The sequence below is a fragment of the Streptomyces sp. NPDC045021 genome, from assembly GCF_056432645.1.
Map to the genome: position 1 here is coordinate 26,221 of NZ_JBWKIQ010000027.1, position 24,616 is coordinate 50,836.

The 24,616-nt window shown below is 66.3% G+C and carries 21 protein-coding genes and 5 pseudogenes; 19 read left to right on the plus strand and 7 right to left on the minus strand.

Going from position 1 to position 24,616, the window contains the following annotated elements; genetic code table 11:
• Window positions 1-323: 323 nt before the first annotated feature.
• Both AC07DC_RS40900 and AC07DC_RS40905 read right to left on the minus strand, forming a co-directional pair.
• Window positions 324-542, minus strand: coding sequence for a DUF397 domain-containing protein (locus AC07DC_RS40900; protein WP_478920010.1), 219 nt, complete (start codon window positions 540-542; stop codon window positions 324-326).
• Window positions 539-1,420 carry a helix-turn-helix domain-containing protein gene (locus tag AC07DC_RS40905; protein ID WP_478920011.1) on the minus strand — a complete coding sequence of 294 codons (882 nt, stop codon included), beginning with the start codon at window positions 1,418-1,420 and terminating at the stop codon, window positions 539-541. Before AC07DC_RS40905 ends, AC07DC_RS40900 begins: the two co-directional genes overlap by 4 nt.
• 359 nt (window positions 1,421-1,779) lie before the next feature.
• Here AC07DC_RS40905 and AC07DC_RS40910 point away from each other — a divergent pair, with 359 nt between their 5' ends.
• From AC07DC_RS40910 to AC07DC_RS40930, 5 genes and pseudogenes are all read left to right on the plus strand, one after another.
• The gene (locus AC07DC_RS40910; RefSeq protein WP_478920012.1) at window positions 1,780-2,232 is read left to right on the plus strand and encodes an ATP-binding protein; all 453 of its coding nucleotides are present in this window, start codon (window positions 1,780-1,782) and stop codon (window positions 2,230-2,232) included.
• 234 nt (window positions 2,233-2,466) lie between these two features.
• Window positions 2,467-3,018, plus strand: coding sequence for an STAS domain-containing protein (locus AC07DC_RS40915; protein WP_478920014.1), 552 nt, complete (start codon window positions 2,467-2,469; stop codon window positions 3,016-3,018).
• Window positions 3,011-3,367 (plus strand): hypothetical protein, encoded by a 357-nt coding sequence (locus AC07DC_RS40920; RefSeq protein ID WP_478920016.1) that lies wholly within the window; start codon window positions 3,011-3,013, stop codon window positions 3,365-3,367. Before AC07DC_RS40915 ends, AC07DC_RS40920 begins: the two co-directional genes overlap by 8 nt.
• Before the next feature lie 20 nt (window positions 3,368-3,387).
• Window positions 3,388-3,579 (plus strand): annotated as a pseudogene (locus AC07DC_RS40925) (radical SAM protein); the annotation flags it as partial.
• Between the two features lie 280 nt (window positions 3,580-3,859).
• On the plus strand, window positions 3,860-5,056 hold the full coding sequence (locus tag AC07DC_RS40930) for a competence protein CoiA family protein (RefSeq protein ID WP_478920017.1): 1,197 nt from the start codon (window positions 3,860-3,862) through the stop codon (window positions 5,054-5,056).
• A 357-nt stretch (window positions 5,057-5,413) separates the two neighbouring features.
• On the opposite strand, the gene AC07DC_RS40935 is transcribed toward AC07DC_RS40930, so the two are convergent.
• The 3 genes from AC07DC_RS40935 to AC07DC_RS40945 all read right to left on the minus strand — a co-directional run bounded on the left by AC07DC_RS40935 (window position 5,414) and on the right by AC07DC_RS40945 (window position 6,862).
• On the minus strand, window positions 5,414-5,737 hold the full coding sequence (locus tag AC07DC_RS40935) for a hypothetical protein (protein WP_478920018.1): 324 nt from the start codon (window positions 5,735-5,737) through the stop codon (window positions 5,414-5,416).
• Window positions 5,738-6,258: 521 nt separating this feature from the next.
• The gene (locus tag AC07DC_RS40940) at window positions 6,259-6,546 is read right to left on the minus strand and encodes a hypothetical protein (RefSeq protein WP_478920020.1); all 288 of its coding nucleotides are present in this window, start codon (window positions 6,544-6,546) and stop codon (window positions 6,259-6,261) included.
• Window positions 6,497-6,862, minus strand: coding sequence for a DUF6233 domain-containing protein (locus AC07DC_RS40945; RefSeq protein WP_478920037.1), 366 nt, complete (start codon window positions 6,860-6,862; stop codon window positions 6,497-6,499). Before AC07DC_RS40945 ends, AC07DC_RS40940 begins: the two co-directional genes overlap by 50 nt.
• Window positions 6,863-7,403: 541 nt before the next feature.
• On the opposite strand from AC07DC_RS40945, the gene AC07DC_RS40950 reads away from it, so the two are divergent.
• From AC07DC_RS40950 to AC07DC_RS40970, 5 genes and pseudogenes are all read left to right on the plus strand, one after another.
• Window positions 7,404-7,949, plus strand: a complete 546-nt coding sequence (locus tag AC07DC_RS40950) for a GIY-YIG nuclease family protein (RefSeq protein WP_478920021.1) — start codon at window positions 7,404-7,406, stop codon at window positions 7,947-7,949.
• A gap of 301 nt (window positions 7,950-8,250) precedes the next feature.
• The gene (locus AC07DC_RS40955; RefSeq protein WP_478920023.1) at window positions 8,251-8,493 is read left to right on the plus strand and encodes a hypothetical protein; all 243 of its coding nucleotides are present in this window, start codon (window positions 8,251-8,253) and stop codon (window positions 8,491-8,493) included.
• An 89-nt stretch (window positions 8,494-8,582) separates the two neighbouring features.
• Window positions 8,583-9,140, plus strand: a complete 558-nt coding sequence (locus AC07DC_RS40960; protein ID WP_478920024.1) for a hypothetical protein — start codon at window positions 8,583-8,585, stop codon at window positions 9,138-9,140.
• Between the two features lie 91 nt (window positions 9,141-9,231).
• Window positions 9,232-9,558, plus strand: a pseudogene (locus AC07DC_RS40965) (tyrosine-type recombinase/integrase); the annotation flags it as partial.
• Window positions 9,559-9,630: 72 nt separating this feature from the next.
• Complete coding sequence (locus AC07DC_RS40970; RefSeq protein WP_478920026.1) at window positions 9,631-10,251, plus strand: hypothetical protein; 621 nt, start codon at window positions 9,631-9,633, stop codon at window positions 10,249-10,251.
• Window positions 10,252-10,606: 355 nt separating this feature from the next.
• Here AC07DC_RS40970 and AC07DC_RS40975 read toward each other — a convergent pair.
• Window positions 10,607-11,838 (minus strand): annotated as a pseudogene (locus AC07DC_RS40975) (IS701 family transposase).
• A gap of 168 nt (window positions 11,839-12,006) precedes the next feature.
• On the opposite strand from AC07DC_RS40975, the gene AC07DC_RS40980 reads away from it, so the two are divergent.
• The 6 genes and pseudogenes from AC07DC_RS40980 to AC07DC_RS41005 all read left to right on the plus strand — a co-directional run.
• On the plus strand, window positions 12,007-12,411 hold the full coding sequence (locus tag AC07DC_RS40980; RefSeq protein WP_478920027.1) for a type II toxin-antitoxin system PemK/MazF family toxin: 405 nt from the start codon (window positions 12,007-12,009) through the stop codon (window positions 12,409-12,411).
• Window positions 12,412-12,979: 568 nt separating this feature from the next.
• Entirely contained in the window at window positions 12,980-14,137 is a 1,158-nt protein-coding gene (locus tag AC07DC_RS40985; protein ID WP_478920028.1) for an alpha/beta fold hydrolase, read from the plus strand.
• A gap of 17 nt (window positions 14,138-14,154) precedes the next feature.
• Complete coding sequence (locus tag AC07DC_RS40990; RefSeq protein ID WP_478920029.1) at window positions 14,155-15,759, plus strand: VMAP-C domain-containing protein; 1,605 nt, start codon at window positions 14,155-14,157, stop codon at window positions 15,757-15,759.
• Window positions 15,760-15,787: 28 nt separating this feature from the next.
• Window positions 15,788-16,912 carry an AAA family ATPase gene (locus AC07DC_RS40995; protein ID WP_478920030.1) on the plus strand — a complete coding sequence of 375 codons (1,125 nt, stop codon included), beginning with the start codon at window positions 15,788-15,790 and terminating at the stop codon, window positions 16,910-16,912.
• A 27-nt stretch (window positions 16,913-16,939) separates the two neighbouring features.
• On the plus strand, window positions 16,940-20,305 hold the full coding sequence (locus tag AC07DC_RS41000; protein WP_478920031.1) for an SAV_2336 N-terminal domain-related protein: 3,366 nt from the start codon (window positions 16,940-16,942) through the stop codon (window positions 20,303-20,305).
• Window positions 20,263-20,815, plus strand: a pseudogene (locus AC07DC_RS41005) (transposase family protein); the annotation flags it as partial. The gene AC07DC_RS41000 and the pseudogene AC07DC_RS41005, both read left to right, overlap by 43 nt.
• On the opposite strand, the gene AC07DC_RS41010 reads toward AC07DC_RS41005, so the two are convergent.
• Complete coding sequence (locus tag AC07DC_RS41010) at window positions 20,795-21,508, minus strand: hypothetical protein (RefSeq protein WP_478920032.1); 714 nt, start codon at window positions 21,506-21,508, stop codon at window positions 20,795-20,797. The pseudogene AC07DC_RS41005 and the gene AC07DC_RS41010 overlap by 21 nt on opposite strands.
• 130 nt (window positions 21,509-21,638) lie before the next feature.
• Between AC07DC_RS41010 and AC07DC_RS41015 the strand changes: the two genes are divergently transcribed.
• From AC07DC_RS41015 to AC07DC_RS41025, 3 genes and pseudogenes are all read left to right on the plus strand, one after another.
• Complete coding sequence (locus AC07DC_RS41015) at window positions 21,639-23,039, plus strand: penicillin-binding transpeptidase domain-containing protein (protein ID WP_478920034.1); 1,401 nt, start codon at window positions 21,639-21,641, stop codon at window positions 23,037-23,039.
• Between the two features lie 203 nt (window positions 23,040-23,242).
• Window positions 23,243-24,004: pseudogene (locus AC07DC_RS41020) on the plus strand (transposase family protein).
• Entirely contained in the window at window positions 24,001-24,471 is a 471-nt protein-coding gene (locus AC07DC_RS41025) for a hypothetical protein (protein ID WP_478920035.1), read from the plus strand. Before AC07DC_RS41020 ends, AC07DC_RS41025 begins: the two are co-directional and overlap by 4 nt.
• The last annotated feature ends 145 nt before the right edge of the window (window positions 24,472-24,616 follow it).

Genomic DNA, 24,616 nt, shown 5'->3' on the forward strand with positions numbered 1-24,616 from the left:
AAAGTCCCGCTGCCGGCGCTGCTCGATGAACTGCTCCCCGCCCGCGCGGGGATGGACCCATGCGCTCTTGACCTGAGTCAGTCGACGCCAGCTGCTCCCCGCCCGCGCGGGGATGGACCCGTGATCACGCCCGCGCTGCCAGTCTTGGCCGACTGCTCCCCGCACGCGCGGGGATGGACCCGCCTCCGCGAGGGCTTCTGATCTGTTCCAGAGGCTTGTGGATTATTCGTCGACGAGTTGTCCGGGTGTCCTGCGTCTGTGGCAGGGTGACGGAGCAGAGTAGCCCGCCTCACTGTGATTGAGGCGGGCTGTTCTCGTGGGATTTAGATGTCGATGAAGTCGACCTGTCCGGTTTGGACGAGGGTTACGAAGTCCGCCCATGCCGTTGTGGGGATGAGGAGTGCGGGGCCTGTGGGGTCCTTCGAGTCCCGGATGCCGATGTCGGTGGTCAGGTGTGCGATCTCTACACAGGCGTTTCCTTCGGCGCCGCTGTAGGAGGACTTGTACCAGGCTGCTTCTTCGGCCACTTGAGGTGCCGTCACGTATGTGTTGATGGCTCTATCTCTCGCGCTAGTTGATTGATCAGGTGCGGTGTCTCCGCCGGCGGGAGCGCCGCGGCCCGCAGGGCCTCGAGCCTGCGGGAGAATTTCCAGACGTCGGGCCGTTTGTCTGTCACCCACGCCTGCCCGTTCACGTGGTCGGCCTGCACCATCTTCGGCAGTGGCTCTTCCATCGTGAGGATGATGAAGTTCTGGCTGACGCGGTAGCCCTTGGATGTCGAGGGCAGGATTTGGATGGTGATGTGGTCCAGAGCGGAGAGGCGCAGGATTTCCTCCAGCTGCTCACGCATGATCTCTGGACCGCCGATGGTGTCTCGCAGGGCTGCCTCGCCCATGATGACCCACAGCTTGCGCGGATCTTCGACCGTGATGATCTGCTTGCGCTTCATCCGGAGGTCGATGTTCGTTTCGATGAACTCGGTAGTTGTCTCATCCACCGATTTCGCACTCTCGATCAGCGCGCGGGCGTACGACTCCGTCTGGCAGAGCCCGAAGATCAGGTTCGGGTGCCATGCGGAGATCTCGGTCGCGTCGGTCTCGAGGCCGACGTAGTCGCGCATGCCCTTCTGGAAGTGCGGGTTGTACGGAACCCACCATCCGTCCCTGAGGGATTCCCGATGGATCTCGAGGAGCTTCTCGACGGTCTCTAAGTCGTCGACACCGTAGTGCTCCAGCAGCTTCTTGAGGTCGCTGGGGTTGGGAAGGCTCGTGCGCCCTGTTTCGAAGCGCCACATCTTGAGCTCGGAGAACCCGAGGGCCAGGGCCACATCGGGGATGCGCTCGCCGCGTTCCTCGCGCATCTGTGCAAGAACCTTGCCTAGATGGACCCGCCGGCTCGTAGGGCCTTTCGGTGCCGCCATGGGCTTTCCCTCCTGGACTCTGAGTTGTGCTCTGCCGTCTCAGGGCCCGGTCTTCCGACCCCTGAGTCTTGCTGACACCTGGCCGAGTCCAGCTCACCCATGCCTGAGTCCCGAGTCTGTCACCCTCGGTACCCCCTTGCGTAGCGCATAGCTCGACTCATTGCATATGCCATGTCGCATGAAAACTTCATGGAAGATTGCACGTCAAGTCTCGTATGAAGAAGTGTAGTTGAGCCGCTCCGAGGACGGGTTCCCCGGCGGTGGCAAGGGACCAGCCGGGCTACTCAGGACGTCCACCGGACCGTCTGCCGCCCGTGCTCTCCGGCATTCTCGCTTCACCTACACGAAGGGCTTGTTCCATGACCACGACTGCGACGGATCATGAGCAGACCGGTCAGGGACCTGTGCCCGTCGAACGAACCTCCCCGCAAGGTGCCCGGGTCTCCTTCGCGCCCGCGGACCACCGGGTCGCTCAAATACGGCGTCTGGGGGCCGCATACCTGGCCCTGTGGGATCTGCCTTGTCTGGACTCCACGGTGCAGCTGCTGATCTCGGAGATCGTCACCAACGCGATCCAGCACGGCAATGGTGGGGATATCCAGTTCGCTCTCTGGTATTTCGAGAGTGCGGGCGAAGTACGTATCGACGTCTGTGACGGGAGCCCGTGCCGGCCGGTGGTGCTGCCACCGGACCAGGAGCGCGAGTCCGGCCGAGGCATGGCGCTGGTCGACGCCCTGGCCTCGTCCTGGACAGTCAGCCCGGACGGCACGCACTTGCGGTGCACCGTCGCTGTCGAGGGGCGAGCCGTGTGACCGGCGCGGTACCTCCGACTCCCGTACAAATGGTGCCGGCGCTGAGAGGAAAAAACTGTGGGCTGCTGATCGCCGCGCGCCATGCGTTCATCGCCGCCTGCGTGGAACTCCCGTCTGACCTGGGGGAGGAGCTCCACTTCCATCCGTCCCACTCTCCGGGAGAGATATGCCCCTGCCCGCCCAGCGTCTACTTCCCCGCTCGTACCCGTCTCTCCACCTGGGCGAGCGAGCGCCATGACGGACACTTCAGGCAAGGACATCGACCCAAGGATGCTCGCCCGGACCGTCAGGGCCAACCTTCGCTCCATCGAGGCCCGGACCCAGACCTGGACGGGGGATGACGGCAGAGCGGTCCTGGGTTTCGAACAGGCCTGCATCTCCCACTACCAGCACGGCCGGCACACCGTAGCGACGCTCGCCGGGGAGTTGGGGGTCTACGAGGCCCCTACCCTGCGGGGCCAGCTGGGCGATTTGATCGATCACGGGGGCGGGGATCTGCTGGTGGATTTGCGTGCCGTGGACTTCCTGGATTCGACGAGTCTCGGTGTTCTGGTCTGGGCGTTGCAGCGCCTGCAGGGCCGGCCCGGTGGGCGGACCTTGTACGTGGTGGCCGACCAGGCTTCCGGCCCCGTCGACCGGATCCTGCGGACCCTTGGCCTGACCAGCGTGTTCCAGCTGTGCGACAGCGTCGCCAAGGCCCTGCACGCCGCAGCAACCACCGCACCAACAGGTGCCCGCCCGCCGACCACACCCCGCCACGAGAACGGACTATCCCGTCATGTCTGATCAGCCGTCACCCGCCCGTATCCTTCAATTGGAAGCCCGCGCGGCGACCGACCTCGGGCGGGTTACGCAGGACTTTGCCCGGGTGCTGGAGCGTGCCGCCCGGACTGTGGCGCCGCCACCGGACGGCGAACCGCGCGGCGGCCCGTCGTCCGAGGACCTGCTGATTCGCCTGGAGTGGGCCCGGGACCTGGTGGCAGCAGCCCTGAGCGAAGTCAGCGCCACCGCTACACGCGAGCGGCACCCGGAGCCGCCCGACTACGAACACCAGCTGCCGCACCCCGGCTGCACCAGCGCTCCTGCGAAGCCGTCCCTGCGCGACCCCTCCCGATCGGGAAAGGTTCTCCCATGACCCCGCACACTCCGCCCCGCATGACCGCGGCCGGCCCGTTAGCGGGCTGGTTCCTGGAATTGGAGGTCACGGGCCGCTGTCAGTTGGCCTGTACACATTGCTATGCTCAGTCCTCGCCGTCCGGCGGTCACGGCAGCATGACCGCCGACGACTGGCGGCACACGATCACGCAGGCTGCCCGCTTGGGTGTCGCGCAGGTCCAGTTCATCGGTGGGGAGCTCACCCGGTACCCGCATCTGCGGGAGCTGGTCGAGCATGCCCGCGCCCAGGGGCGATGCCATGGGCAAGGCCGATGCCTTCGTCCACCGCTCCGTCAGCGTCACGTTCAACGTCTATGTGTCCCGGACAACAGCATCGACCAGTTGACCGGTGACCGTGCCGCACCCCCATCCCGGTGCTCACGGTCACCGCTGCGAGGGGGGTGTCCCGTTGTCAGTGCTCGCCGTACCTTGTCAGGAGGTTCTTCGTGTAGCTATCAGGTGGGGGACATCTGTGGCGAACGGCGTTTGGCACGTACAACTCGGCATTGAAATCGACCTCACCCTCGAGGACCTGGACCATCCTGAGATCCCGAACCTGTGGGAACTCATATACGAGGACAAGCGCCCGGTTCCCGAGCGGGGATTGCAGTGCCTGGACTGCCGTGAGGAACGGCCGCACTGTCCTGAGTGGATGTTCCTGCGGGTCCGCTACGGACTGCGTGAAGCCGTCCACTTCAATCCCTCCATCGGCACGCACCCGGCCAAGACGGAGAGCGATGAGCACAAGGCCCTGAAGGAGCGCATCGCCACAACAGGTGGCCGCGAAGGCTTCCGCGTCATGGTGGAGGATCGCTCCGAGCGCGGCGACCGACGTACCGACGTGACCGTGGTCGGATCCGTTGCGGTTGGCTGGGAGATCCAGGTGTCGGCTATCACTGAAAGCCTGGTGAGGCGCCGGGCCCGGCTCGCCCGCCGGGACGGGCTCGTGCCGTCGTGGACGACGTCGGCGAAGAAGCTGTCCGAGGTGCTTCGCGGAGCCCCGTGGTCGCTGATCGTGCCACGGCCGTGGCAGGAGATCCGCGACGGCCAAGAGATGCGCGTCGCCGGCGGAGTGCGGACGCTTGACATGATCCGCTGCTCCCGGATCCCCGGTCCCTGCCCGGTGAAGAGGACCGGCAAGTGCAACGACTTCCACGGTGTCTGGGAGGTGTACAACCCCACGCTGGACGACCTGGTCCGTGGTTCAGCAGCAGAACAGTGGGTCCCAGTCATCGTCCCGCAGAGCCGCTGGATGAACCGCTTCTGGACGAGACCGACAGACCGCGACCTGTATGCGGCGAGCGTAGGTGGGCTGCCCACCGAGCCGGACGTAGAGCAGGGCAAGGCGCGCGCCGTTCCTTCCCGTCTCAGCGAGCGCGAGCTGGAACGGATCTGCCGGTATGGGCAAGAAGCCGGACACAGATCGTTGCGGCGGGAGGTCTTCGACTATGGCCAACGGTTCGATGCTTCCGCCGTGACCTCTCCTGCGCCGGGTGCCGCACAGAGGACAGCGGCGCCTGACCGCGCCGCGGGTCTTCTTGACTGGAGCCACAGCTCGCACTGGTCCTCCCAGCCTCATCCCTGTCGGCACTGCGGTAGGCCGACGAACCTGGTCAACGACCGCGGAGCGCCAAGTCACAAGGTTTGCGAGGAGGAAATAACCGAGTAGAAGGTGGTAATCCATACGCCGGGCTTCACGGCGACCGGTTTTGTCTCGCCGTCGATGACACCCGGGGTCCCGCTGTGCACTTCGCTGAACAAGAGTTTCAACGACCGTCTGCGGCCGGTGTTACGCCCACTCCATCCCCAGCCTGGCCGTCGGATCCGATCGGGATGCTGTACTGGACCACCACCCCCGGTCGCGTGGGAAGAACACACCACGGGCACGCCGTACACGGACAACCGGCGGACCACCCCCGCTCGCGAGGGAAGAACGCGCCCCCACCGCCTCCGGGCTGGTGGGGTCGCTTCGCTGTGTCCGGGGCCGGTCGCGCTATCGGATGCGTGGCCTTGCTCGGATCTCGATCTAATAGGGCACAGTCCAGGGCCGGTTCCCCTCTCGCGTGCAGGTGAGGACGAGGCGTAGCGGCTTGCCGTCGTACTGATGGAACCATCGGGCGCTGACGTCGTCTCCCTCGTGCGAGTGCGGCGGCCTCGTCAATTCGAGGGTGAAGGGCCGACCGGGCCCGACGACCATGGATACGGGTGCGACGGCCCGCCCGTTGGCGTCCGTTCCGTCGGCGCTGAACCGGTACGGGCCCCAGACCTGGGCGTCGACTTCAGCCTGGGTGCGGGGCCCGGGGAGAGCGTTGCTGCGGTCGTGGTCGTCGTTGGCGATGCTGATGTGCACCAAGTCCAGGTGGAGCAGTTGGACGGGGCCCCGGAGTTGAACGTCGAGCGTCGGGTGCTCGTGATTGCTGCCTTTGATCTCGATGTGGAAGATGGGGGTGAGCTCGGCGTGACACCGGTCGCGCTCAATTCTGGCGACGGCTCGGGAGGTCTAGTTCGCACTGTGGGCCGCCCACCAGGATCCGCCCGCGGCGATGGCACCGAAGGCCGCGGCGCAGAGGCTGATCCAGTTTGTCCATGATGCGCTCATGGCCGGGGACGGTATCGCGGACGGGCCAGTTTGCGTGCCCCTTTGTCGTACCCGCCTGCCACGCTGAACTGTCTGCCGGGTCAGGCCGGGCTCAGGCAACTGGGTCCTCCCGTTGCTGCGGGGTTGGAGCGGCCCCCGGAGACGTCCCGCACCCGCCCCGGTCTGCCTCGCGTAGGCCGGGGCGTTCTGTTGATCCCGCCGTTCGACGGCGCACGGGATTGTTCGACGAAATTCGACAGAGGCCGGTGAGCTGCGAGAGTCCGCGCCCTCCGCTAGAAGGGTGGCTCTCCGCTGCCCGTGATGGTCATGTCCGAGATGGACGATGCGGCGGTTGCCCCAACGAGGTAGGTGCTGCCGAAGAAGGGGCCTTCACGTCCACCCGGGAGCCGGAGGACGCCTTCAATAGCGTTGCAGATCCGCCAGGCTTCTCCCTCCTTCGCGCTGAGCGTCCCGTCCCAGCTCATGAGCGCGCTGGTGGTGTCCCTCCGCAAGTCGACAGTGACCTCGAATTCAGACCCGTCGTTCATGATGGCGATGGCTTGACCTGTGTAGTTGCTCATGGCCGGACGGTAGCCCGAGCCGAAGCAACCGACGGCCCGCAGACAGTATCTGTCCGCTTCTGTGCGTGATTTGATCGCTTGAAGGCCCTACCCCCGCAGCCCCACCTCGGGCTTTGCATACCTCGCACGTGGTCACGCTCTCCTCGCCGAGCGCAGCCACAGCCTCACCCCGCCCGACCTTGGTGCCCTCGGCGAACGCGCACCCGCGCCGGTGCAGCACCCCGCGCCCGTGCCGTCCGTCTCCACCGGGGAGGTGTTGGAGGTACCAGCTGGTGGCGGCCTGCTCGCGGGCGAGCCGGGCTTCCTCGTCGCGGATGTTTTGCCAGGTGCGGTCGAGGTGTCACTGAAGCCAGGTCTCGACGGCGCGCAGGTTGGCTAGGCGGCTCGGCTCCGGTTCGGTCATGTGTTCGATATTACGTGCGGGGTTGAAGCCCACACTTCGGGGCCGCGAACCGTCCAGATGCGGGACCATGAACCCAGACCCCGCTACGTCCCCCCGTGGTATCGGAGTCCCGACAGGGGGGCGATGCGAGTCCTGCTAGGGGCCAAGGCGGTGTTCGTCGCTGCGTGCCTCGCGGTACACGATCTTTGTCGGTTCGGATGATCGCCAGAGCAGTCAGGGTCGCACAGCCGTATGCAAGGACGGAGCGGTGCTGATGCCACCGTGGAACCGGTGCGGTGCAGAGCACGGCTACCTGGATCACTGGAAGAAGTAGCACCCCTCGCAGCCCGCCGCTGTCAGCGGCTCTTCGTACCCTGGAGCATCCCATCAGCGCTGGCTGCGCTTCGGGCGGCCCCCGTCAGTTGAGAGGCGCGGGGCCACAGCATTGTCAGTGCAGCGCGGGACGATGCCCAGCATGGAGATGTGCGCCCTGTGCTCCGGGCCCCGCGACGAGAAGCAGCCCGGCTTCCCACCGAACGGCTTGTGCCCCGCCTGCTACGAAGGCCTTCTCGATGAGCGTCGAGCCCGCCGAGCCGCCGCCCCCACCTGCCTGTACCGGCTGTACGACTACTTCGGCGTACTCCTCTACGTCGGGATCAGCCTGGATCCCAAGCGCCGCTGGAAGGAACACGGGACGTGGGCGTGGTGGTGGCCGCAGGTCGTCGAGAAAGCCGTCGAATGGTTCGACTGCGAGGACAGCGCCTCAGGCGCCGAACGGCTGGCCATCCATACGGAACTGCCCCGGTTCAACGTCGGCGGGTACGGGGAGGACATGGGCTGGCCTGTCGGCCCGAACCTGCCGCCGGGCATCCCGCCCAGGCCGCGCATGACCGAGGAGGCCTGGGCAGACCCCGCTCTCGCCGCGGAGGTCGCGCTCGAGTACGGCGTCTGGCGCGGGTTGCTACGCGATGCGGCGCTCAACCCAGAGGAGCTGGCAGTTCTACTCGCCGGCCCGTGGTAGCGGTGGGCCTCACCCCTTCGCGTTCTCCCACCCCGGCGCCTCTGCGGGCTGCTTGAGCGCCGGCCACCTCCCGCCGGTCAGGATCGCCGCATGCTCCGGGTGCGCCCACAGGGCTTTCCGCGCGGCCTCCCAGTCAGCCCCAATTACTCCAGCTCGTCATCATCCGTAGCCGTCCGGCGCCCTGCCTGGCGGCCACGTAGTCGAGGACGGGGAGCAGTTCCTATCGGCGGCCTTCGCGGTACCGCTCGCGGACCGCTACCGGCCGGATCTGCCGTCCGGGTACTGGCGCTGCAAGTCCCTGGTGCTGTCGCTGCTCCCGGACCGTGCCATCGGGGCGCTGCCCCGGGACAAGCAGTATTACAGCGCGGCGATGGCCCATGAGGCCGCAGGACTGGACGCCAGTGGCCCGCTGCTGGTGACAGAGACCGGGTTGGTCGACCGCGCGCACCTCGCGCGGGAGAACGACACGGCTGTGCTTCTGGTCGTGTCCGCGATCGAGCGATGGCTGCTCGGAGCCATCGAGCACGGAGCCCGGATCGACTGACACCACCCCAACCAGTGGGGGCGGTTGCACCGCACGGCGCGCGCCCCGCACCCTGGACAGAAGGGGTCTTTCCGGCCAGGGTCGTGTCCGTGAGCATCCCTTTTGGCGTGACGCTGCGCCCGTACACCCCGGCCGACCAGACGGCCGTTCTCCGCCTGATCAACGCCGACCGCCTGCCCGGCCAGCCTGCGACCACTCCCGCGATGCTCCACCAGGCGCTGGAGGGCCGCTCGCCGGTCGATGCGCAGTGGTGGGCAGCACTGGACCGGCTCAACACCGAGGTGGCCGTGGAGGACACCGGAGCTGTCTTCGGCGTGGTGTCTTACGCCGTCCGGCCCAAGGACGACACGGGGTTGATCCTGTGGTTGCACTGCGGGGAGGCCGCCCGGACCGCCGACGTGCTGATCCATCGCGCGGTTGCCGCGCTGGCGCCGCGCCCCGTCCAGGCGTTCCAGATCGCCTCCGCGCTGTCCCTGGGAATGGAGGCGTTGCCGGTCCGGAACCGTACGGTCACCGATGAGGCGTTGCGGCGGGCGGGGTTCACGGGGGAGCGGCTGTGGCGGTGCTGTGCACGGCTGGATGCCGGCCGACACGGCTGGGCTGCTGTCCCAGCCGAAACTGCTGCGCTTCACTCCGCCCGGCTTTGATACCGGCGAGTTGGCACAGCGGCGCCACGTCGAGGCTGCCGCGTTCCGCTTCAAGGTCACCGAGCCAGGCTAAAAGGACCTCAGCGATGAGCAGATCCGCCGCATGATCGCTGCGGCTCCGAGTGCCCGGGACCGTTTCCTGATCGCGCTGCTGGCGTGTACGGGGCTGCGGATCGGTGAGGCGCTGGGCCTGCACCGCAGCGACATGCATCTGCTGGCCTCCTCGCGCGCTGTGGGCTGTGGTGTGGAAGGTCCGCACGTGCATGTCCATCGCCGCATGGACAACCCCAACCGCGCCCTGGCCAAGTCCCGCCGTCACCACTCTGTGCCGGTCACCGCTGACCTGGTCGCGCTGTATACCGACTACCAGTACGAGCGCGACCAGGTAGCTGAGGCTGCGGAGTCGCGGCTGGCATGATCGACGGATGATAGATGTTCGCTTGCCCGCGTGCCGGGGATCGGTACGGCTGTTCAACCAGGGTGGCTTCTGATGGCCTGGTGGTTGCGTCGGCGGTCGGAGCCCGTCGAGGAGTTGGTGTCGAGCCGGCTGCCGGTCGGCAGCGCTGAGATGCCATCGGACGAGGAGCTGGCCGACCTGAGGGTTGCGGCGGAGCTGGGCGACGACGTGGCCATGGGGAGCCTGGCGGCGGCCCTGCATCTGCAGGGCGACCCGGTCGGCGCGCTGCACTGGTGGAACCGGGCATGGGCAGCCGGGAACGTGGTTGCCGGCTACAACCTGGGCATGCTGCACGCGGCGGCCGGTGACGCGAACCGCGCGCAGGTGGCCTGGGAGAAGGCTGCGGCGTTCGGTGATCCGGACGCCATGCTGGGCCTCGTCCGGCAGGCGCTCGACCGTGGCGACGCGGTCGGCGTCGAGCGCTGGGCGCCGGTGATCCTCGCGCAGGACGAGGCGTTCCCGATCACTGCGCTGGGCGTGGCCTTCCGGGACGGTGGTGACCTGGCGCAGGCCATGCAGGCGTTCCTACGCGCCGAGGAGCTGGGCGACGGGTATGCGATGGAGTATCGGGCCCGGATCCTGGCCGCTCAGGGGCAGCACAAGGAGGCTGACACGTTGCGAGTACGGGCAGCGACGGCCGAGCGGTTGCTCTGAGGCGTAAACGCGCGGTGAGCCGGCTCCAGCATGCCTACGCGGACCGGCCCAGCAGACGCTCAACTCGCCAACCGAAGCGCGCAGTCATACCGGCACTTCCAAGGGTCCACGGACGTCCGAGGACCCGGAGCAAGCGGAGTGGGCAGGTTTAAGAGGTTATCCAGCTTCACAATCACGTTCCTGGCCAGGACGGTCGCCTAGAGTTTGACCGCTACACCTGGAGTCAGGAGTTGAGATGGATGCTCAGCCAGCAGTTCTCAGCGTGGTGAACTGCGGAGTCGACTCCTGCGAACCATTGCACAAGGTCGGGCGGGAACTGCGCGCCGGCTAGTACTCCAGCCGTAGATCGTGATCTTCATGCCTGAGTGGCTTGTCGACGGTAGTGGCTGGCCTGGCATCGGGCCTGGTGGCGGCGCCGCCAGTCGGACCAACCGAGCCGGTGGGCGGCATCGTGGACGGGTCGGACAACGAGTGTGATGAACAGGCGCTGGATCTCGTTGCAGGTGAGCGGAATGAGGGCATCGGGTGCGGGGCGGGTGTGCTCGTCTGCGCGTACGACGGCGAGGAAGGCGTGCGCGAGCATGGCGAGGGTGACCCAGCGGGACCAGGAGGCATAGCGGCGGACCTGGTGCTCGTCGAGTGCGGCCAGGCCCTTGCCCGACTGGAAGAACTCCTCCACCCGCCATCTTGATCCAGCGACTCTGACCAGCACGGTCAGCGGCACGGGTGCGGGCGAGTAGCAGCGGTAGTAGGCGAGTTCGCCGGTGCTGTGGTTACGGCGGATCAGCAGCTGACGACTCCCGGGTCGGGGGTCGGCGAGGTCGATGACTGCCCAGTCGTAGAGACGGTGGCCCTTGGCCCCGGCCCCTGCGGAGAGCTTCTGCCAAGCCCGTTTGGGCACCTCTTGGTCAGGGTGTCCGCACGGAACCTCCCCGCCGCGGTGGTGACTTCGTGCGAGCAGGCCACCGCGAGGACGTAGCCGGTGCCGCGTTCCTCCAGTGCGGTTCGCAGCCTGGGGTTGCCGCCGTAGACCTCGTCGCCGGCGACCCATGCGGCCTGGTGGCCGGCGTCCAGGAACCGGGCAACCATACGAGTGGCCAGTTCCGGCTTGGTGGCGAAGGCGGTGTCCTGGTCGAGTCCGGCATCCCGGCAGCGGTCAGGGTCAGAGGTCCATGAACGCGGGACGTACAGTTCCCGGTCCACTGCCGCGTGCCCGCGCCGGCCGGCGTAGACCAGGTAGACGGCGACCTGGGCATTTTCGATCCTGCCCGCGGTACCGGTGTACTGGCGCTGGACGCCGACCGTGTCGGTGCCCTTCTTCACGTCCCCGGTCTCGTCGACCACCAGTACCGCCTCGTCGTCGTGCAGGTGGTCCACCACGTAGTCACACACATCGTCGCGGACCCGGTCGGCGTCCCACTTGGCCCGGCCGAGCAGGTGCTGCATGCCGTCCGGGGTCCTCTCCCCGGCCCATTCGGCGATGGTCCAGCAGTTCTTGCGCGGCAGGTCCGACAGCAGTCCGAGCACCAACTTCCTGACCCGGAACCGGGGTTCGACCCGTGTGAACCGTCCCGCTATCCGGCTCATCAGGCCCTCGAACGCCTCCTGCCAGCGGGCAGGGTCTACGCTGTGACCTGCGGCCACCGCGTGATCGTTTGTCTTCACACACCGATGATCAACGGGTGGCCGCACCCGTCTCCACAGCGCGTCGGGGTCGCGCAGCGTCCGCCCGCCGTTCCTGTGCCAGGAGGACATGTGCAACGTGGCGAAGTCTGGTGGGTGGAGTTCGACGAGCGGCGGCCGGTCGTGCTGCTGGCGGGAGACGACGCGTCCGGGATCTGGGTGATGCAGGTCGTCCCTCGGGCGGGTGTTGACATCACCGGTCTGGGCGTCGAAGTGGCAGTAGGCGCCATGGAAGGACTGGCCTTTGATGGCGTGCTGCGGTTCGCGTTGCCGCGTCCGGGCTTCACCCCTTGCACGTGGCTGACCACCGTGTCCCGGGACGACCTGATCGAGCGAGCGGGCGTTCTGTCCTCCGCGAAACTCAGCGAGATTGAGAACGCCATCCGTCTCGGTGAGCAGGCGAAGGAGTGGACCCGGGCGACGACCGCGAAGCTCAGCGAGATAAGAAACGCCCTCCGTCTCGGTGGACTCGGGTAGGCGGAGAAGGAACGGACGCCCGCGACGGCGTGGTCGGTCTCGCCCGGATGATCGACGCTGCCAGCTGCCTCCTCGGCGCCCCTCACGATCGAGATCACGAACTACGGCTGGAGTACTAGGGCGCCCCCGGCGCGACCATGCTGCGGATCAACGCCTGCCGCCTGCTGTAGCAGTTCGTGCTTCCGCCGACTGACGATCCCGAGAGCACGGGCGTCATGCGTGAGCGGCTGACCGGTGAGCGGAACCGTCGGCTGCAGCAGCTCGACGACGCCATCCGGTGGCTTCTCGACAACGCGACGCTCTACGCCGGGAGCTGGCCATCCGCCCAGGTCACAACCGGTCCGAACACCAAAAGTGCAGGTCGGAACGGTGTCTCAGATGAACCGTCCGTAGTCCCTGGGGGAGGCGACGGCTCAAGACGACATCGCAACTGTCTGTACGCAGCCATCGCTCTGTCGCAGCTACGAGCCGGATGTCCGTCCGATGTATTTGCCATTCCGCCCCGGCCAGCGGCCCGCCTCTGTAGCTTGGCAGCAGCGGAGCATGCTCACGAAAGGGGCGGGCACCAGTGAGTGAAGCGACGGGGGAGCGACAGCTGGGTCTGGTGTGCGTCCACGGATTTAACTCGTCGGCGGCAATGTGGGATTCACTTCAATCACTGATCTCCGGGGACGCTGGCCTCGACTTCGTCGAGACGCTGCCCTTCAACTACGCCACGGGCCTATGGTCGTTCGATCCCCGTCGAAGTCTCCCAACGTTCGACGTGCTCGCCGACAGTTTGAAGGAGTTCCTGGACACCGAAGCGCAGGTCTTCGGGCGCCTGCTGCTCGTCTCCCACAGTCAAGGTGGCCTCATCATCCAGCGCTACCTGACACGGATGCTCGCCGAAGGCCGGGGAGCGGATCTGACGCGCATCCGCCGGGTTGTGATGTTGGCGAGTCCCAACAACGGCGCTCAGATTGCCCTGACGATGCGTCGGCGCATGATGCGACGCAATGCGCAAGAACGCCAACTGCGGCCGCTCGACGAGAAAATTACTGACACCCAGCGCACTGTGCTGCGCGATATTGTCAATGCTGACCACGTGACTGCCCGTACCTGCCCAATTCCCTTTTCGGTATACGCCGGCGAGAGTGACAACATTGTTCCAACCGCGTCGGCACGTAGTGTCTTCCCTGACGCCGGAGTCCTTCCCGGAGATCATTCCAGCATCGCCCGGCCGGATACCTATGAACACCGTACCTACACGACCCTCCGGCGTCTGCTCCTGCTGACTTCCTTAGATACCGGCTTATCTGACGGCGTCCGTCGGCCAATCGAGGACAGCACCGTATTCGGCGTTCCCGCTGAACCAACGGCCAACAGCGCCGCCCGTAGTTCCCTCTTTGCGCCCCCTCCGGTCGGAGGTGACGAAAAAGCGAGTCCCTATGTCTTCCCCGACACGTTGGCCGTGGTTGCCGCAGCCGAGCGCGTCTCCGACATGGACGATGCAGGATTCCGGCTCATGGTGGTGAGCATGATGAGAAGCACCTTGGCTCCGGAGGCCGGCTTTACAGCTGGGTACAAGGCGCATCCGCGTGATCATCTGATGGAGATAGTCGAGCGATGCAGGTCGCATCGCGACTCACGGGCGGCAGTGGCCGCATTCTGTGATGCGGTCGCCGCACTGCGTCCCGATGACGCGGCCACCGCTGACCTGCAAGCGATAGTTGGCCGTCCGCGGTGACGCCGGGGGAAACAGGGATGCGGGGCCACCCCGCGCCGGAGCCACACAGTTGGAGCGCATGGGACATCGACCGGCTATGCAAGGCATGCGGTGCCTTCTTCGACCTGCACGATCCATACTTTTTCCAGCAGGTCGTCGGTGCTATGGGAAAGCGACTCGGTAGCCAAGGCACTCCCTTCGCGGTACCTCACCACCCGCACCCGCGGAATCAAATCCTGGCACTGGTGCATAAGGTAGACCAGCACAGAACGCCCGATGCGGCACTTCGTGCACTGGCGGATACCTTGCGGTTCTTGCGCGGCGAGGAGGCCGCCATGGCCCAACTGGATGATCTTGTCGACGAACTGGCACCAGCAGGACGACTGCCGGGACCCCGATTGCGGGCGATCGTCGCGGTGATGGAAACGATGAGGTCCAGGGTGTCGGTGTCGCAGGCGGGTGAAGCGCTGCACTGCGCGCTCCTACATGGTGAGCCCACCGGGCTGCGTGGCACCGAGACCGTACCGGAGATGGTGCGACGTCTGAGCGACGCACGCAGCACGCGGGGGAGCAACGACAACATCGCCAAGGGGATTCCCTCCGAGCCGGGACCCCCCTTGGTCTTGCGGTTCTTGGCGGAATTGGCTGGCACCCTTCACAGCGACGACGCGGCACTGTTGCGTGGTCACATTGAGGTGGCTGCACATGAAATGGGGCTAGCACCTCGCCTGCGCACACGATTGGCCGACCGTGGTCGGCGTGTGACACCGTCAGTGAACCGCCGGGTACTCCAGATACGGCTGCGCGAGACAGCGCCGGGCAAGCAGGAGTACCACCTCGACGGGGCGCTCTTTGACCGGACGGATTCCGGTCTGTGTCGACCACGCAGGAGGGAAGCGCCGCAGCCCTTCACACTGCGGAACCTGCAGCAGCTCGGCCGATCTTGTCTCGTAGAATGGTCTGACCTTGCTGCCCGTCTGGACGACGCCGACTGCGTTCAGGTGGAGTTTCTCCTGCCTTGGTCTCTACTCGGACATCCGGTGGAGCGTTGGCTGTCCGACGGCCAGGAATATCTACTCGGTCACAAATACCCCGTGGTTGTACGCTCGCTGGACCGACTTGAGCGACCGTCCTGGCATCGGGACTGGGTCCGCCGCTGGAAGACTTTCCAGAAGAGCAGCCAGCAACGCGGGCCCGACCACATCATTGGGTGGCTCGCACTGGGCCCCGACGCGTCGCTCGAACCGCACGGAGACGTGCTGTACCTCCAAGGCAGGGACGGGGAGGTCAGAACGTGGCTCGACAACCATCCCGACAGCAACGGACTCGGGCTGGCGTTCGCCTATGACCACAAGAATCCCAGACACTCTCTCAGCCTTCAGGAAGCTATTTGCGAAGGAGTGCCCTGCATGATGTGGCGACGGGACGACGGTGATCCCTGCGAACTGGCCCAGCGAGTGACTGAGCTCGCTCCGGAACGACTCGTTGATCTGCCCACTCGCCTGCGGTTGTGGCGGCGTACCGCTCCCCGCGACGATCTTGCGGACATGCACAACCACCTGACTTTGCTCTGGGACGATCCCGATTGCATCTACCGGGAGACCGCACTCGCCGCTCCGACGCCGGATGTGGATCGACCGTGAGGCCACCAAGCGATGGAAGGCGACAGAGATGACCGCGGACGGTTTTGTCGAGAACGGCCGCGACTCCCTCTCCGCGACAACGGCGATGGGATCAGTGCCGGACTGGTGGGTGTACCGCTGTGCCGCCGAACCACATGACGGCATTGATCGGTTGCCCAGCGCCCCGCCATGGCGATCATTCTCCGACGGAGTGGAAGACGCCGAACTCCTGGATTTGCCCAGGCCGGCGTCGGCTGCCGCCGAGCGCCGCCGATTAGGTCGTCACCTCCAGGCCTCCCTTTACCAGGCGGACCGTGAGGAAATCCACCTGGTCAACATGGCACTGCTCCTGCGCCGGCCTCTGCTGATAACCGGTCGTCCAGGAGTCGGAAAGTCGACCCTGGCCTACAGCATCGCCCAGGAACTCAAACTAGGCACCGTGCTTCGCTGGTCCGTCACTAGCCGTACCACCCTCCAAGACGGCCAATACCAGTACGATGCGATCGGACGGCTACAAGACGTCGGACTACGTGAGCGGCTGGCACACCGTCATGGAAACCATGGCGGTCATACGGATACCGGATTGCAGCCGCCTGACATTGGGCGCTATCTCCGTCTTGGCCCCCTCGGTACTGCTCTTCTCCCGTGGCGCACTCCGCGTGTCCTGCTGATCGACGAGATCGACAAGAGTGATGTCGATTTTCCGAACGACCTGCTTCACGTTTTCGAGGAGGGCGAGTTCATAGTCCCCGAGCTCGCCCGCCTGCACGAAGCCACAGCCGAGGTGATGACCGCTGACGACGAAGGCTGGGCGGAGCTGCGACGAGGCCGGGTCCGCTGCCACGACTTCCCCGTTGTGGTACTGACCAGCAACGGGGAGCGCGAGTTCCCGCCCGCATTCCTACGTCGATGTGTTCGTCTAGAGATCCGGCAGCCAGACCGCGCCAAGTTGGGCCGTCTGTTGGCAGCGCATCTGCCAGCGGTCGAGGGGCCCTCATCGGCGATCCGAGACGCTCTCATTACGGAGTTTCTACGCAAGCAGGACGAGGACGGCGCGGAACTCGCCAATGACCAGCTGCTCAACGCGGTGCGAGCGGCACAGGGTATCTGGGACGACCCCGAGGAGCGAGATCTGATTATTAATCACCTATTGCGTCCCCTCAACGAAGGCTGACTCGTGGGCGACGAGCTAGCACGGAGCATGAACCGACTTCTGGCTGGGGACAGCCCACCGACCGCTCAGGATCTGGCAGACGCGTTGTGGGTCGCCCGTTTCATCGGCCGGAGCCTCCCCCAGGACAATGCGGATGGCGATAGCCTGCCGCAGGTTTTCACAGAGTCCGGCCGACCCGGCGAGGTCCCTTCCAAACCCACCCCCGTTCGGTCCGACATTCCACTGCACGCGGCGGCGTCTACTCGCCAGGCTGGGGTGCTGGGTCATTCAAGCCATAACGTCACCGGCATCCCCGCCGCTGTCGTAAGGGTCCACCGCGAGGGCGCACTGACCGACTTGCTGGCAATCTCACGGGCTCTGCGTCCGCTGAAAGGGCGCGTTCGGGCACCTGGTCCACCGGTGTTGGATGAGGTCGCAACGGCGGCGGCGACAGGCGAGACATCACTACTGATGCCGGCATGGCACCCACGCACCGAGCGTCGATTCTCCGTTGACCTTGTGGTGGACGCCGGGCCCTCGATGGTGATCTGGCGTCGGCTTGCCTGTGAACTGAAGGAGTTGCTCGAAAGCCACGGTGCCTTCCGTATGAAGCGCACCTGGTCGCTGGAGACCAGCGGCTCCGTACCGCACTTGTCGCCCTTCCACCACGTCTTCCGCACCGGGGCCCAGAGGACCGTATCCGCGGAACACTTGAATGATCCTAGCGGTAGAACGTTGCTCCTGTTGCTCACGGACGGTGTCGGAGATACGTGGCACAGCCCCGAATTCCGTGCGGTGCTTGACCAGTGGTCCCGTACCCGCCCCGTGGCGGTGCTCCAGGTGTTGCCGCGCAGCCTCTGGCACCGCACAAGTCTGGTGCCAGCACCGGTACTAGCTCGGTCGGATCCTTCGGGCCGAGCGCTCCCACGGTACCGCTCTCAGACGCCCACCCACGGGACCGTCAAAGGAAACCAGCGGGGTGGTTGGATCCCCGTGCTTGAATTGGGACCGGATTGGATCGGCCCCTGGGCCAAGCTCATAGCGGGAAGTGCCCCGGGCTGGACACCTCTAATGGCCCTCCATGTCTCCCCTCTGGCGGAGAGCGAGCAACATGTCGCTGAGGAATCTGAGAGCGTGCGGCCGCAGGAGATCGATGCAGGGACGTTCGTCGAACGATTTCGAGGTGAGGCATCAATCGGAGCGTTTGAGCTGGCCAGCTACCTGGCGGCTGCTCCGCTAGTGCTGCCTGTGATGCGCCTGGTTCAAAACGCGATGATGCCTCGCTCTACAGCTGCCCATCTCGCGGAATTTTTCCTCTCCGGCCTACTCGCACCGAGTCAGGAGGACACCGGCCCCGACGACGACCCGGACTTAACGCTGTACGACTTCCGTCCCGGCGTCCGCGAAAAGCTGCTAAGTACCCTGACGCGGCGTGAGTCGCTGCACGTACTGAATGTAATTAGCAGGATTTCCGGAAAGGTTGCTCAGAGGTTTGGCGGCACTCTCAATTTCCGGGCGCTCATCCCCTCCGCCGCCGCAGTCGGCAACTGGAGCCTACCGGAAGCCAGCTTGCCCTTCGCCCGGGTCGCGGCCACAGTGCTCGCAGGGCTCGACGTGGAGTACCAAGCTGTTGCCACTGCCCTAATCGACGGTACGACGACATCGTTGGTGAACTCAACACGGGAAGTTCCGACTGACCACCGACTGGCCGCTGAGCAACCTGAGCATCCGCCTTTGGGCACACTCAGCGACCGCCGCGCCGGACTGTGGGCAGACGTGCAACAGGACGAGGACTCGGATCCGTTCGAGACCCTGGCGCCCCTGGTGAGAGCCGCCACCGTACGTGTTCATGCCCCTCCGTCCGGGTATGCCCCGGACGGGTCCGGGGGTCCGTCCGCCGGGGACGTCGCCGTCCGCCCATGGGGCAGCGGCTTCTTCGTCGCCCCCAACTGGGTGCTCACCTGCGCCCATGTGGCGCTCCGGGGCGAGGGAGGCGCTGTGGCTGACGGTGGGCGCGAGGTCGGCATCACCTTCGACGGCCGCACGGTCCGCGGCCGCGTCGAATGGGCCGAACCGACGGCGAATCCCGGCCCGGGGCTGTGGCCGGCCCCCGACCTGGCGCTGATCCGGCTGCTGGAACCCGTGCCGCACGCCTGCGTCTGGCTCACCGAACGCACCTCCAAGGTCTTCACCCGAAAGGAAGTCGCTTTCTTCGGCTGCATGGAGGTCGACGGCGAGGTCGAGGACGTCAGCGGCCGGTGCACCATCCGCGGCGAACTGGGCAAGGACGGCAAGCTCCGCCTCGGCAACGAGGACGAGATCCCGTCGGGCGCCTCCGGCGGCCCGGTCGTCGACCTCGCGCGCGGCGAGGTGATCGGCGTGCTCAAGGCCCGGCGCGGCGGCCAGGACGGCGGACTGGCCATATCCGTCGTGCAGTTGCGCGGCCTGCCACTGCCGCAGGGCCCGGTAGGGGCCGAAGCCGACGACCTCTTCCAGCGAGTGGTCCACGCCCACGACCGGCACCACGCCGACCGCCACCGGCTCGCCAACACCAACGTCACGACCTGGACCGACGCCCACAACCTGTTGGGCGCCACTGCCGGGCGCGCCCTCTCAGCCGGGATGCGCACCGAGCTGCTCGGGCTGCTCGCCGAGCTCCCGCCGCCGGTCAGCACCTGGAGCCTGCTGGCGACCGTCAACGAACTGCGCGGCCAGTCCCGCGATTTCCTCCCGGTCGCCCCGCGCTCCTGGCGCGACGGCCTCGGGTTCCTGTACGACCTGCGGCGCGGTCAGAGCGAGTTGGAGACCATCCTGCGCTATTGCGTGCGCGCGGCGACGGCGGAGCGCCCGTACGAGGCGGCGCACGGCGCCGAGCGCCGGCTGTGGAACTGGGCGGCGGCCGTCGCCGCGAGCGAACGGGACCTGTCGCGTGGCTTCCGCAACGAGCTGGGCCGCGAATGGCTCGCCCGGCTCAACGACCGCAGGACGGACCCCGGCCCGTCCGGAGTGCGGACCCCGGGCGTCGGCGGTCCGCCCGCCCACGAGGCGGTCTCGTACCCCTCGGTGCTGCTGGAGATCGACCGCCGCGGCCGGGAGCGGGACAGCTACGACTGGCGGATCGCCATCGTGGACGCGGCGGGCGACGTCCGACCGGTGGCCGAGGGCGCCGAAGGCACCCGCCTCGGCGAACTACCGGTGCGGCTGAGCGCCCCGCTCGCCGAGGCGTTCCGCCGCTGCGACGAACCGGACCGCCCGGCGGTCCTCCAGGTGGCAGTGGTCAGAGCGCTCCTCGATCTGCCGGTGGAGACCTGGCCCAGCCGGCCGGGCGGGCGGCCGCTGGGGGAGCAGCGTCCGGTCGTGGTGCGCCCGGCCGACCTCCCGGACTACGATCTGGACGAACAGGACCCACCCTGAGCTACAAAGACCCGGACTTCGTCCTGCTGGACGGGACCCTCGCCGAGAGCGACTGTGTCGGCGGCAGCCGGGGTGACTACTCGGCCAAGCACCGTCGGCACGGCGTGAACGTGCAGGTCGTCACCGATGCCGCCGGTGAGGTGCTGTGGATCTCGCCCGCACTGCCGGGCCGCACCCACGATCTGACCGCAGCCCGCAGCCATCGTATCGTCCGGATCTGCGAGCGATAAGGCGTCCCGATCCTCGCTGACCGTGCCTACACGGGCGCCGGCCCCTGGGTCACCACCGGCCTCAGACGCCCACCCGGCGGTGAACTCACCCCCACCAGCGCACCCTCAACCGCGCCCTCGCCCAGGTACGAGCGCCCGTCGAACGAGGCATGGCACGACTGAAGTCCTGGCAGATCTTCCGCAGATTCCGCATCAGCCCCAACTGCATGACCTCATGACCAAGGCCGTCCTCACCCTGGAGAGGCAATGCTGCAAACGCTCACTGCCGTGCGAGCCATAAGCGGCCCAGGACTTTGGCAGCACGAAGGGCAAGAACGCAGGATCCGAGGTAGGCGGCGATGATCCCGGCGAAGACCAGGTGCCAGGCAAACCCCGCCCCGACCGAGTAAGTGCCGGTCCCCATCCAGGCGAAGAAGCCCAGGATGATTTCGAACCCCGAGAGCAGGGCGATCGAAAACCCCCATGGCATCGTTGGTATGCCGATCAGGAACGCTAGGAAGCGCAGGTTCGGATCCCCCCGACGGGCGACGGCGATGAGCAGCACGGCCAGCGCCGCGATGAGGTATGCCTTGGTGAACGTGGTCCACTGTAACCAGTCCACGAGCGACGCCGCGTCCTGTGCCTGGAGTTCCAGGAAGTCGTGGCCGTTCTGCTTGTAGGCGAAGGAGATCAGGTTCCCGATGACGAGGACGCCGACCAGCCAGCCGCACAGCACCAGCACCAGCAGGGCCGACAGGACCACTGCCGCGGTGATTTGCGTCGAGGACATCTCCACCAGCCGGACGCGGACGTCACGCGCTGCCCCGCCCAGCCAGCGAGCGAGCGTCATGGTCGACCTGATGGTGCCCAACCATGCGGTCACGAGGCCGTAGAGGAGGTACGCCGTGAGTGCGATGCCTGGACCGAAGGTGGCGTTGAGGACGAAGTTCCACAGGCCATCAGGCTGCGGAATGCCTTGCAGAAACTCTTCCATCAGTGCCGCCCCGCCCCGGCCCCCGCTCGGGGCGCATTACGTAGATCCTGGCACGACATGGGCAGTAATGGGCCGGGAAATAAGCGCATATCAAGCCGCTGGCTCCGCAGCCTTCCGTAGGCTGTCCGTCATGCACCCAACCATCAGAGGAGCGCTCCGCGTCTCGGGGATTCTCGCCGCGCTGGCCGCTTTGGCGACCGGGTGCAGCCAGGGCTCACACATCGACTCTGCCGACAGGTCCTCGGCCAAGCCCACTTCCCCGTCGTCACGCCGCGGACTGGGCGACATCTTCGTCGGAGGGAAGGCCGTCACAGGTTCGAAGCCCACGGGCAATTCGAAGGTTCCATACGAGCGCACCTATGCCGACGGCACCCTCTACGCGCCCGTCACGGGCTACCGGGCGATGATGTACGGCAGCTCAGGGCTGGAAGCTGTGTACGACGATGTCCTGGCTGGCGGAGCGCCCGGCGCCACAGCGGGTGACGTCGTGACGACGATCGACCCCGCAGCCCAGAAAGCCGCTTTCGCTGCGCTGGGTGACCGGCAGGGCGCGGCTGCGGCACTCGACGCGGAGTCCGGGAAGCTCCTGGCCGTGGTCAGTACGCCCTCATACGACCCTGCGGCTTTCAGCGGCACACGGCCCGAGGACGCGAAGGCGTGGAAGGCAGCCCACGCGGACGCGCGTTCGCCTATGCTCAATCGAGCTCTACTGCAGGCCGACGCCCCGGGCATGACATTCAGTATCGTTGTCGCAGCCGCTGCCCTGGAGTTGGGGCTCTACACGACAGTGGATGTTGCCAGCGTCAGCCCTCTCAGCTACCTGCTTGCCGGCTCGACGACACGCGTGACCGGTGCGTCCCCCCAGTGCGAGAACGCTTCAATCAGGGTGGCGCTGAGCTACTCCTGCGCCAATGTGTTCACCAAGATGGCCCGCGACCTCGGTCCGGCCCAACTCGGATCAGCGGCAGAGAAGTTCGGCTTCAATGGCGGCACATTAAGGATGCCGCTACAGGTCTCCGAGAGCAGTTACCCCAAAGGCAGCCTGTCGCCTTCCCTGGCGGCTCTGACAGGGATCGGGGGTGGAGATGTCGCGGCAACTCCGCTGGAGATGGCGAGGGTCGCGGCGGCGATTGCCAGTGGGGGCAGACTTGTGACCCCGCAGTTGGTGGAGCGAGTGACGAATGCCGATGGCAGCACCCAACAGCCCAAGGCCTCTGACGGTCGTGTTGAACAGGCGATCTCCCGCCGCACTGCCGATGCGCTGCAGTCGGCACTCCAGACCGCGGCGAGCGACGTGGTGTCCCACGGCCCAGGGGAGACGGAATCCAAGATCAGCGGAGAGACGGGATGGCTCACGTACGCTCAGAGCGACTCTGCCACCTCGTGGTTCACCGGGTACGCGGAGCGGAGTGGCGGACGACGAATCGCAGTAGCTGTCCGCATCAAGGGTCTTTCATCGCTCGCAGGAGGTGTGAGGGGCAGTGAGCAGGCGGTCAAGGTCGCCGAAGAGGTCCTCGCGAGCATCTCCTGACAGCCGCGAACCATACGAGGGACCAGGTTGCCTGGGCGGGACACCTTGAACATCAGATCGCCGATCAGTCGGCAGGTCCACAACTGAGCCTTTTCCAACCTGATGGCGCGACAGGATAACTGTTGAGCTGGGCTGTACGAAGTGGTGAAGCTCCTGATAGACGGGTTGTCGACCAAGATCAACCATGTCGGCCAGGAGCTCCAATGCCTGTCTACCCATCAGGCATCGATCTGTCCAGCTCGACCCTGCGGTGCCTCGCCCGCAAGTTGTCCACGCATCGGAGCCAGATCGGCAGCCGATGGCGACGCCTGACCGCGGGCCGCCAAGCTCTGCTCGCGTTGCCACATCTGCGTTGCGGGGACACCTATGCCCAGCTCGCTGCCTCGTTGACGGTCGGCATCGCCACCGTTTACCGCTACGTCCGCGAGGCCGTGGACATCCTCGCCGCCCAGGCCCCCACACTCACCGAAGTCGTCTAGAGCGCAAAGGCGAAGGCGTTCGTCATCCTGGACGGCACGCTGCTTTCCATCGACCGCATCGCGGCCGACCGCCCGTACTACTCCGGTAAGCACCGGCGACACGGTATGAACGTCCAGGTGATCGCCGACCCGTTCGGACGGTTGCTTTGGGCATCGCCCGCGCTGCCCGGAGCCGTCCACGACATCAAAGCGGCCCGGACCCACGGGATCATCGACGCGCTCACCGACGCCGGCGTGCAGACCTGGGCCGACAAGGGATACCAGGGCGCACGTGGCACGATTCGGGTGCCCTACCGCGGACGATGGACCACGCTCTCAGCCGGAAAGCGCGCCGTGAACTCCTCCCGCGTCAGGATCCGAGCCGTCGGCGAACAAGCCAACGCCACACTCAAGTCATGGCGGCTCCTGCGCAAGCTTCGCTGCAGCACCACCGGCATCACCGCCATCGTCAAGGCCGTCCTGGTCCTACACCTCGCAACGGCATGATGACGTTATGCATTGCACCGAATGGCACTACCGCTGCCGCTCCTGCGACCATCAGTTCACCCTGCCCGGAGGCTGATCTGTCGTTCAGCTACGGCAGCTTCCTCGGCATCTCCCCGACCCCAGAGGCCGTCTTCCTCGATGCACCCACCAACCCGGCATACGCGGAAATCCAGGTCCTGGTCAGCGAGAACGGGCGAACCCTCGACATGACAGAGATAGCCGCAGGCCAACTCATCCGCACCATGGTCGGCAGCGTCTTCGATCCGGACAGCAACCACTCGCCGTTCACCTTCGCCGGAACTCCTCCATGCCCACGGTGCACATCAACCCAGATCGAACTCCTACACGAGACGGAGGCCCCCTGGTCAGGCACCATAAGCCAGGCCACCCACAAGCGGTGGGACACCCTGACCTCCACCGAGAAGGCAACAGTCGTTGACTACATCCTGAGCAACCTGCATCGCTGAGCGCCGACCAGCCTCCGGCCACACGACGTCAGACGGAGGTTGGAAAAGCCTCACTGAGCGTTTTCCAACCTCAATCTGAGCAGGTCAGGTGCAGCGCAACACACCACACAGGTTGGAGAAACTCACCGAGCGGGCGCCTCGACAA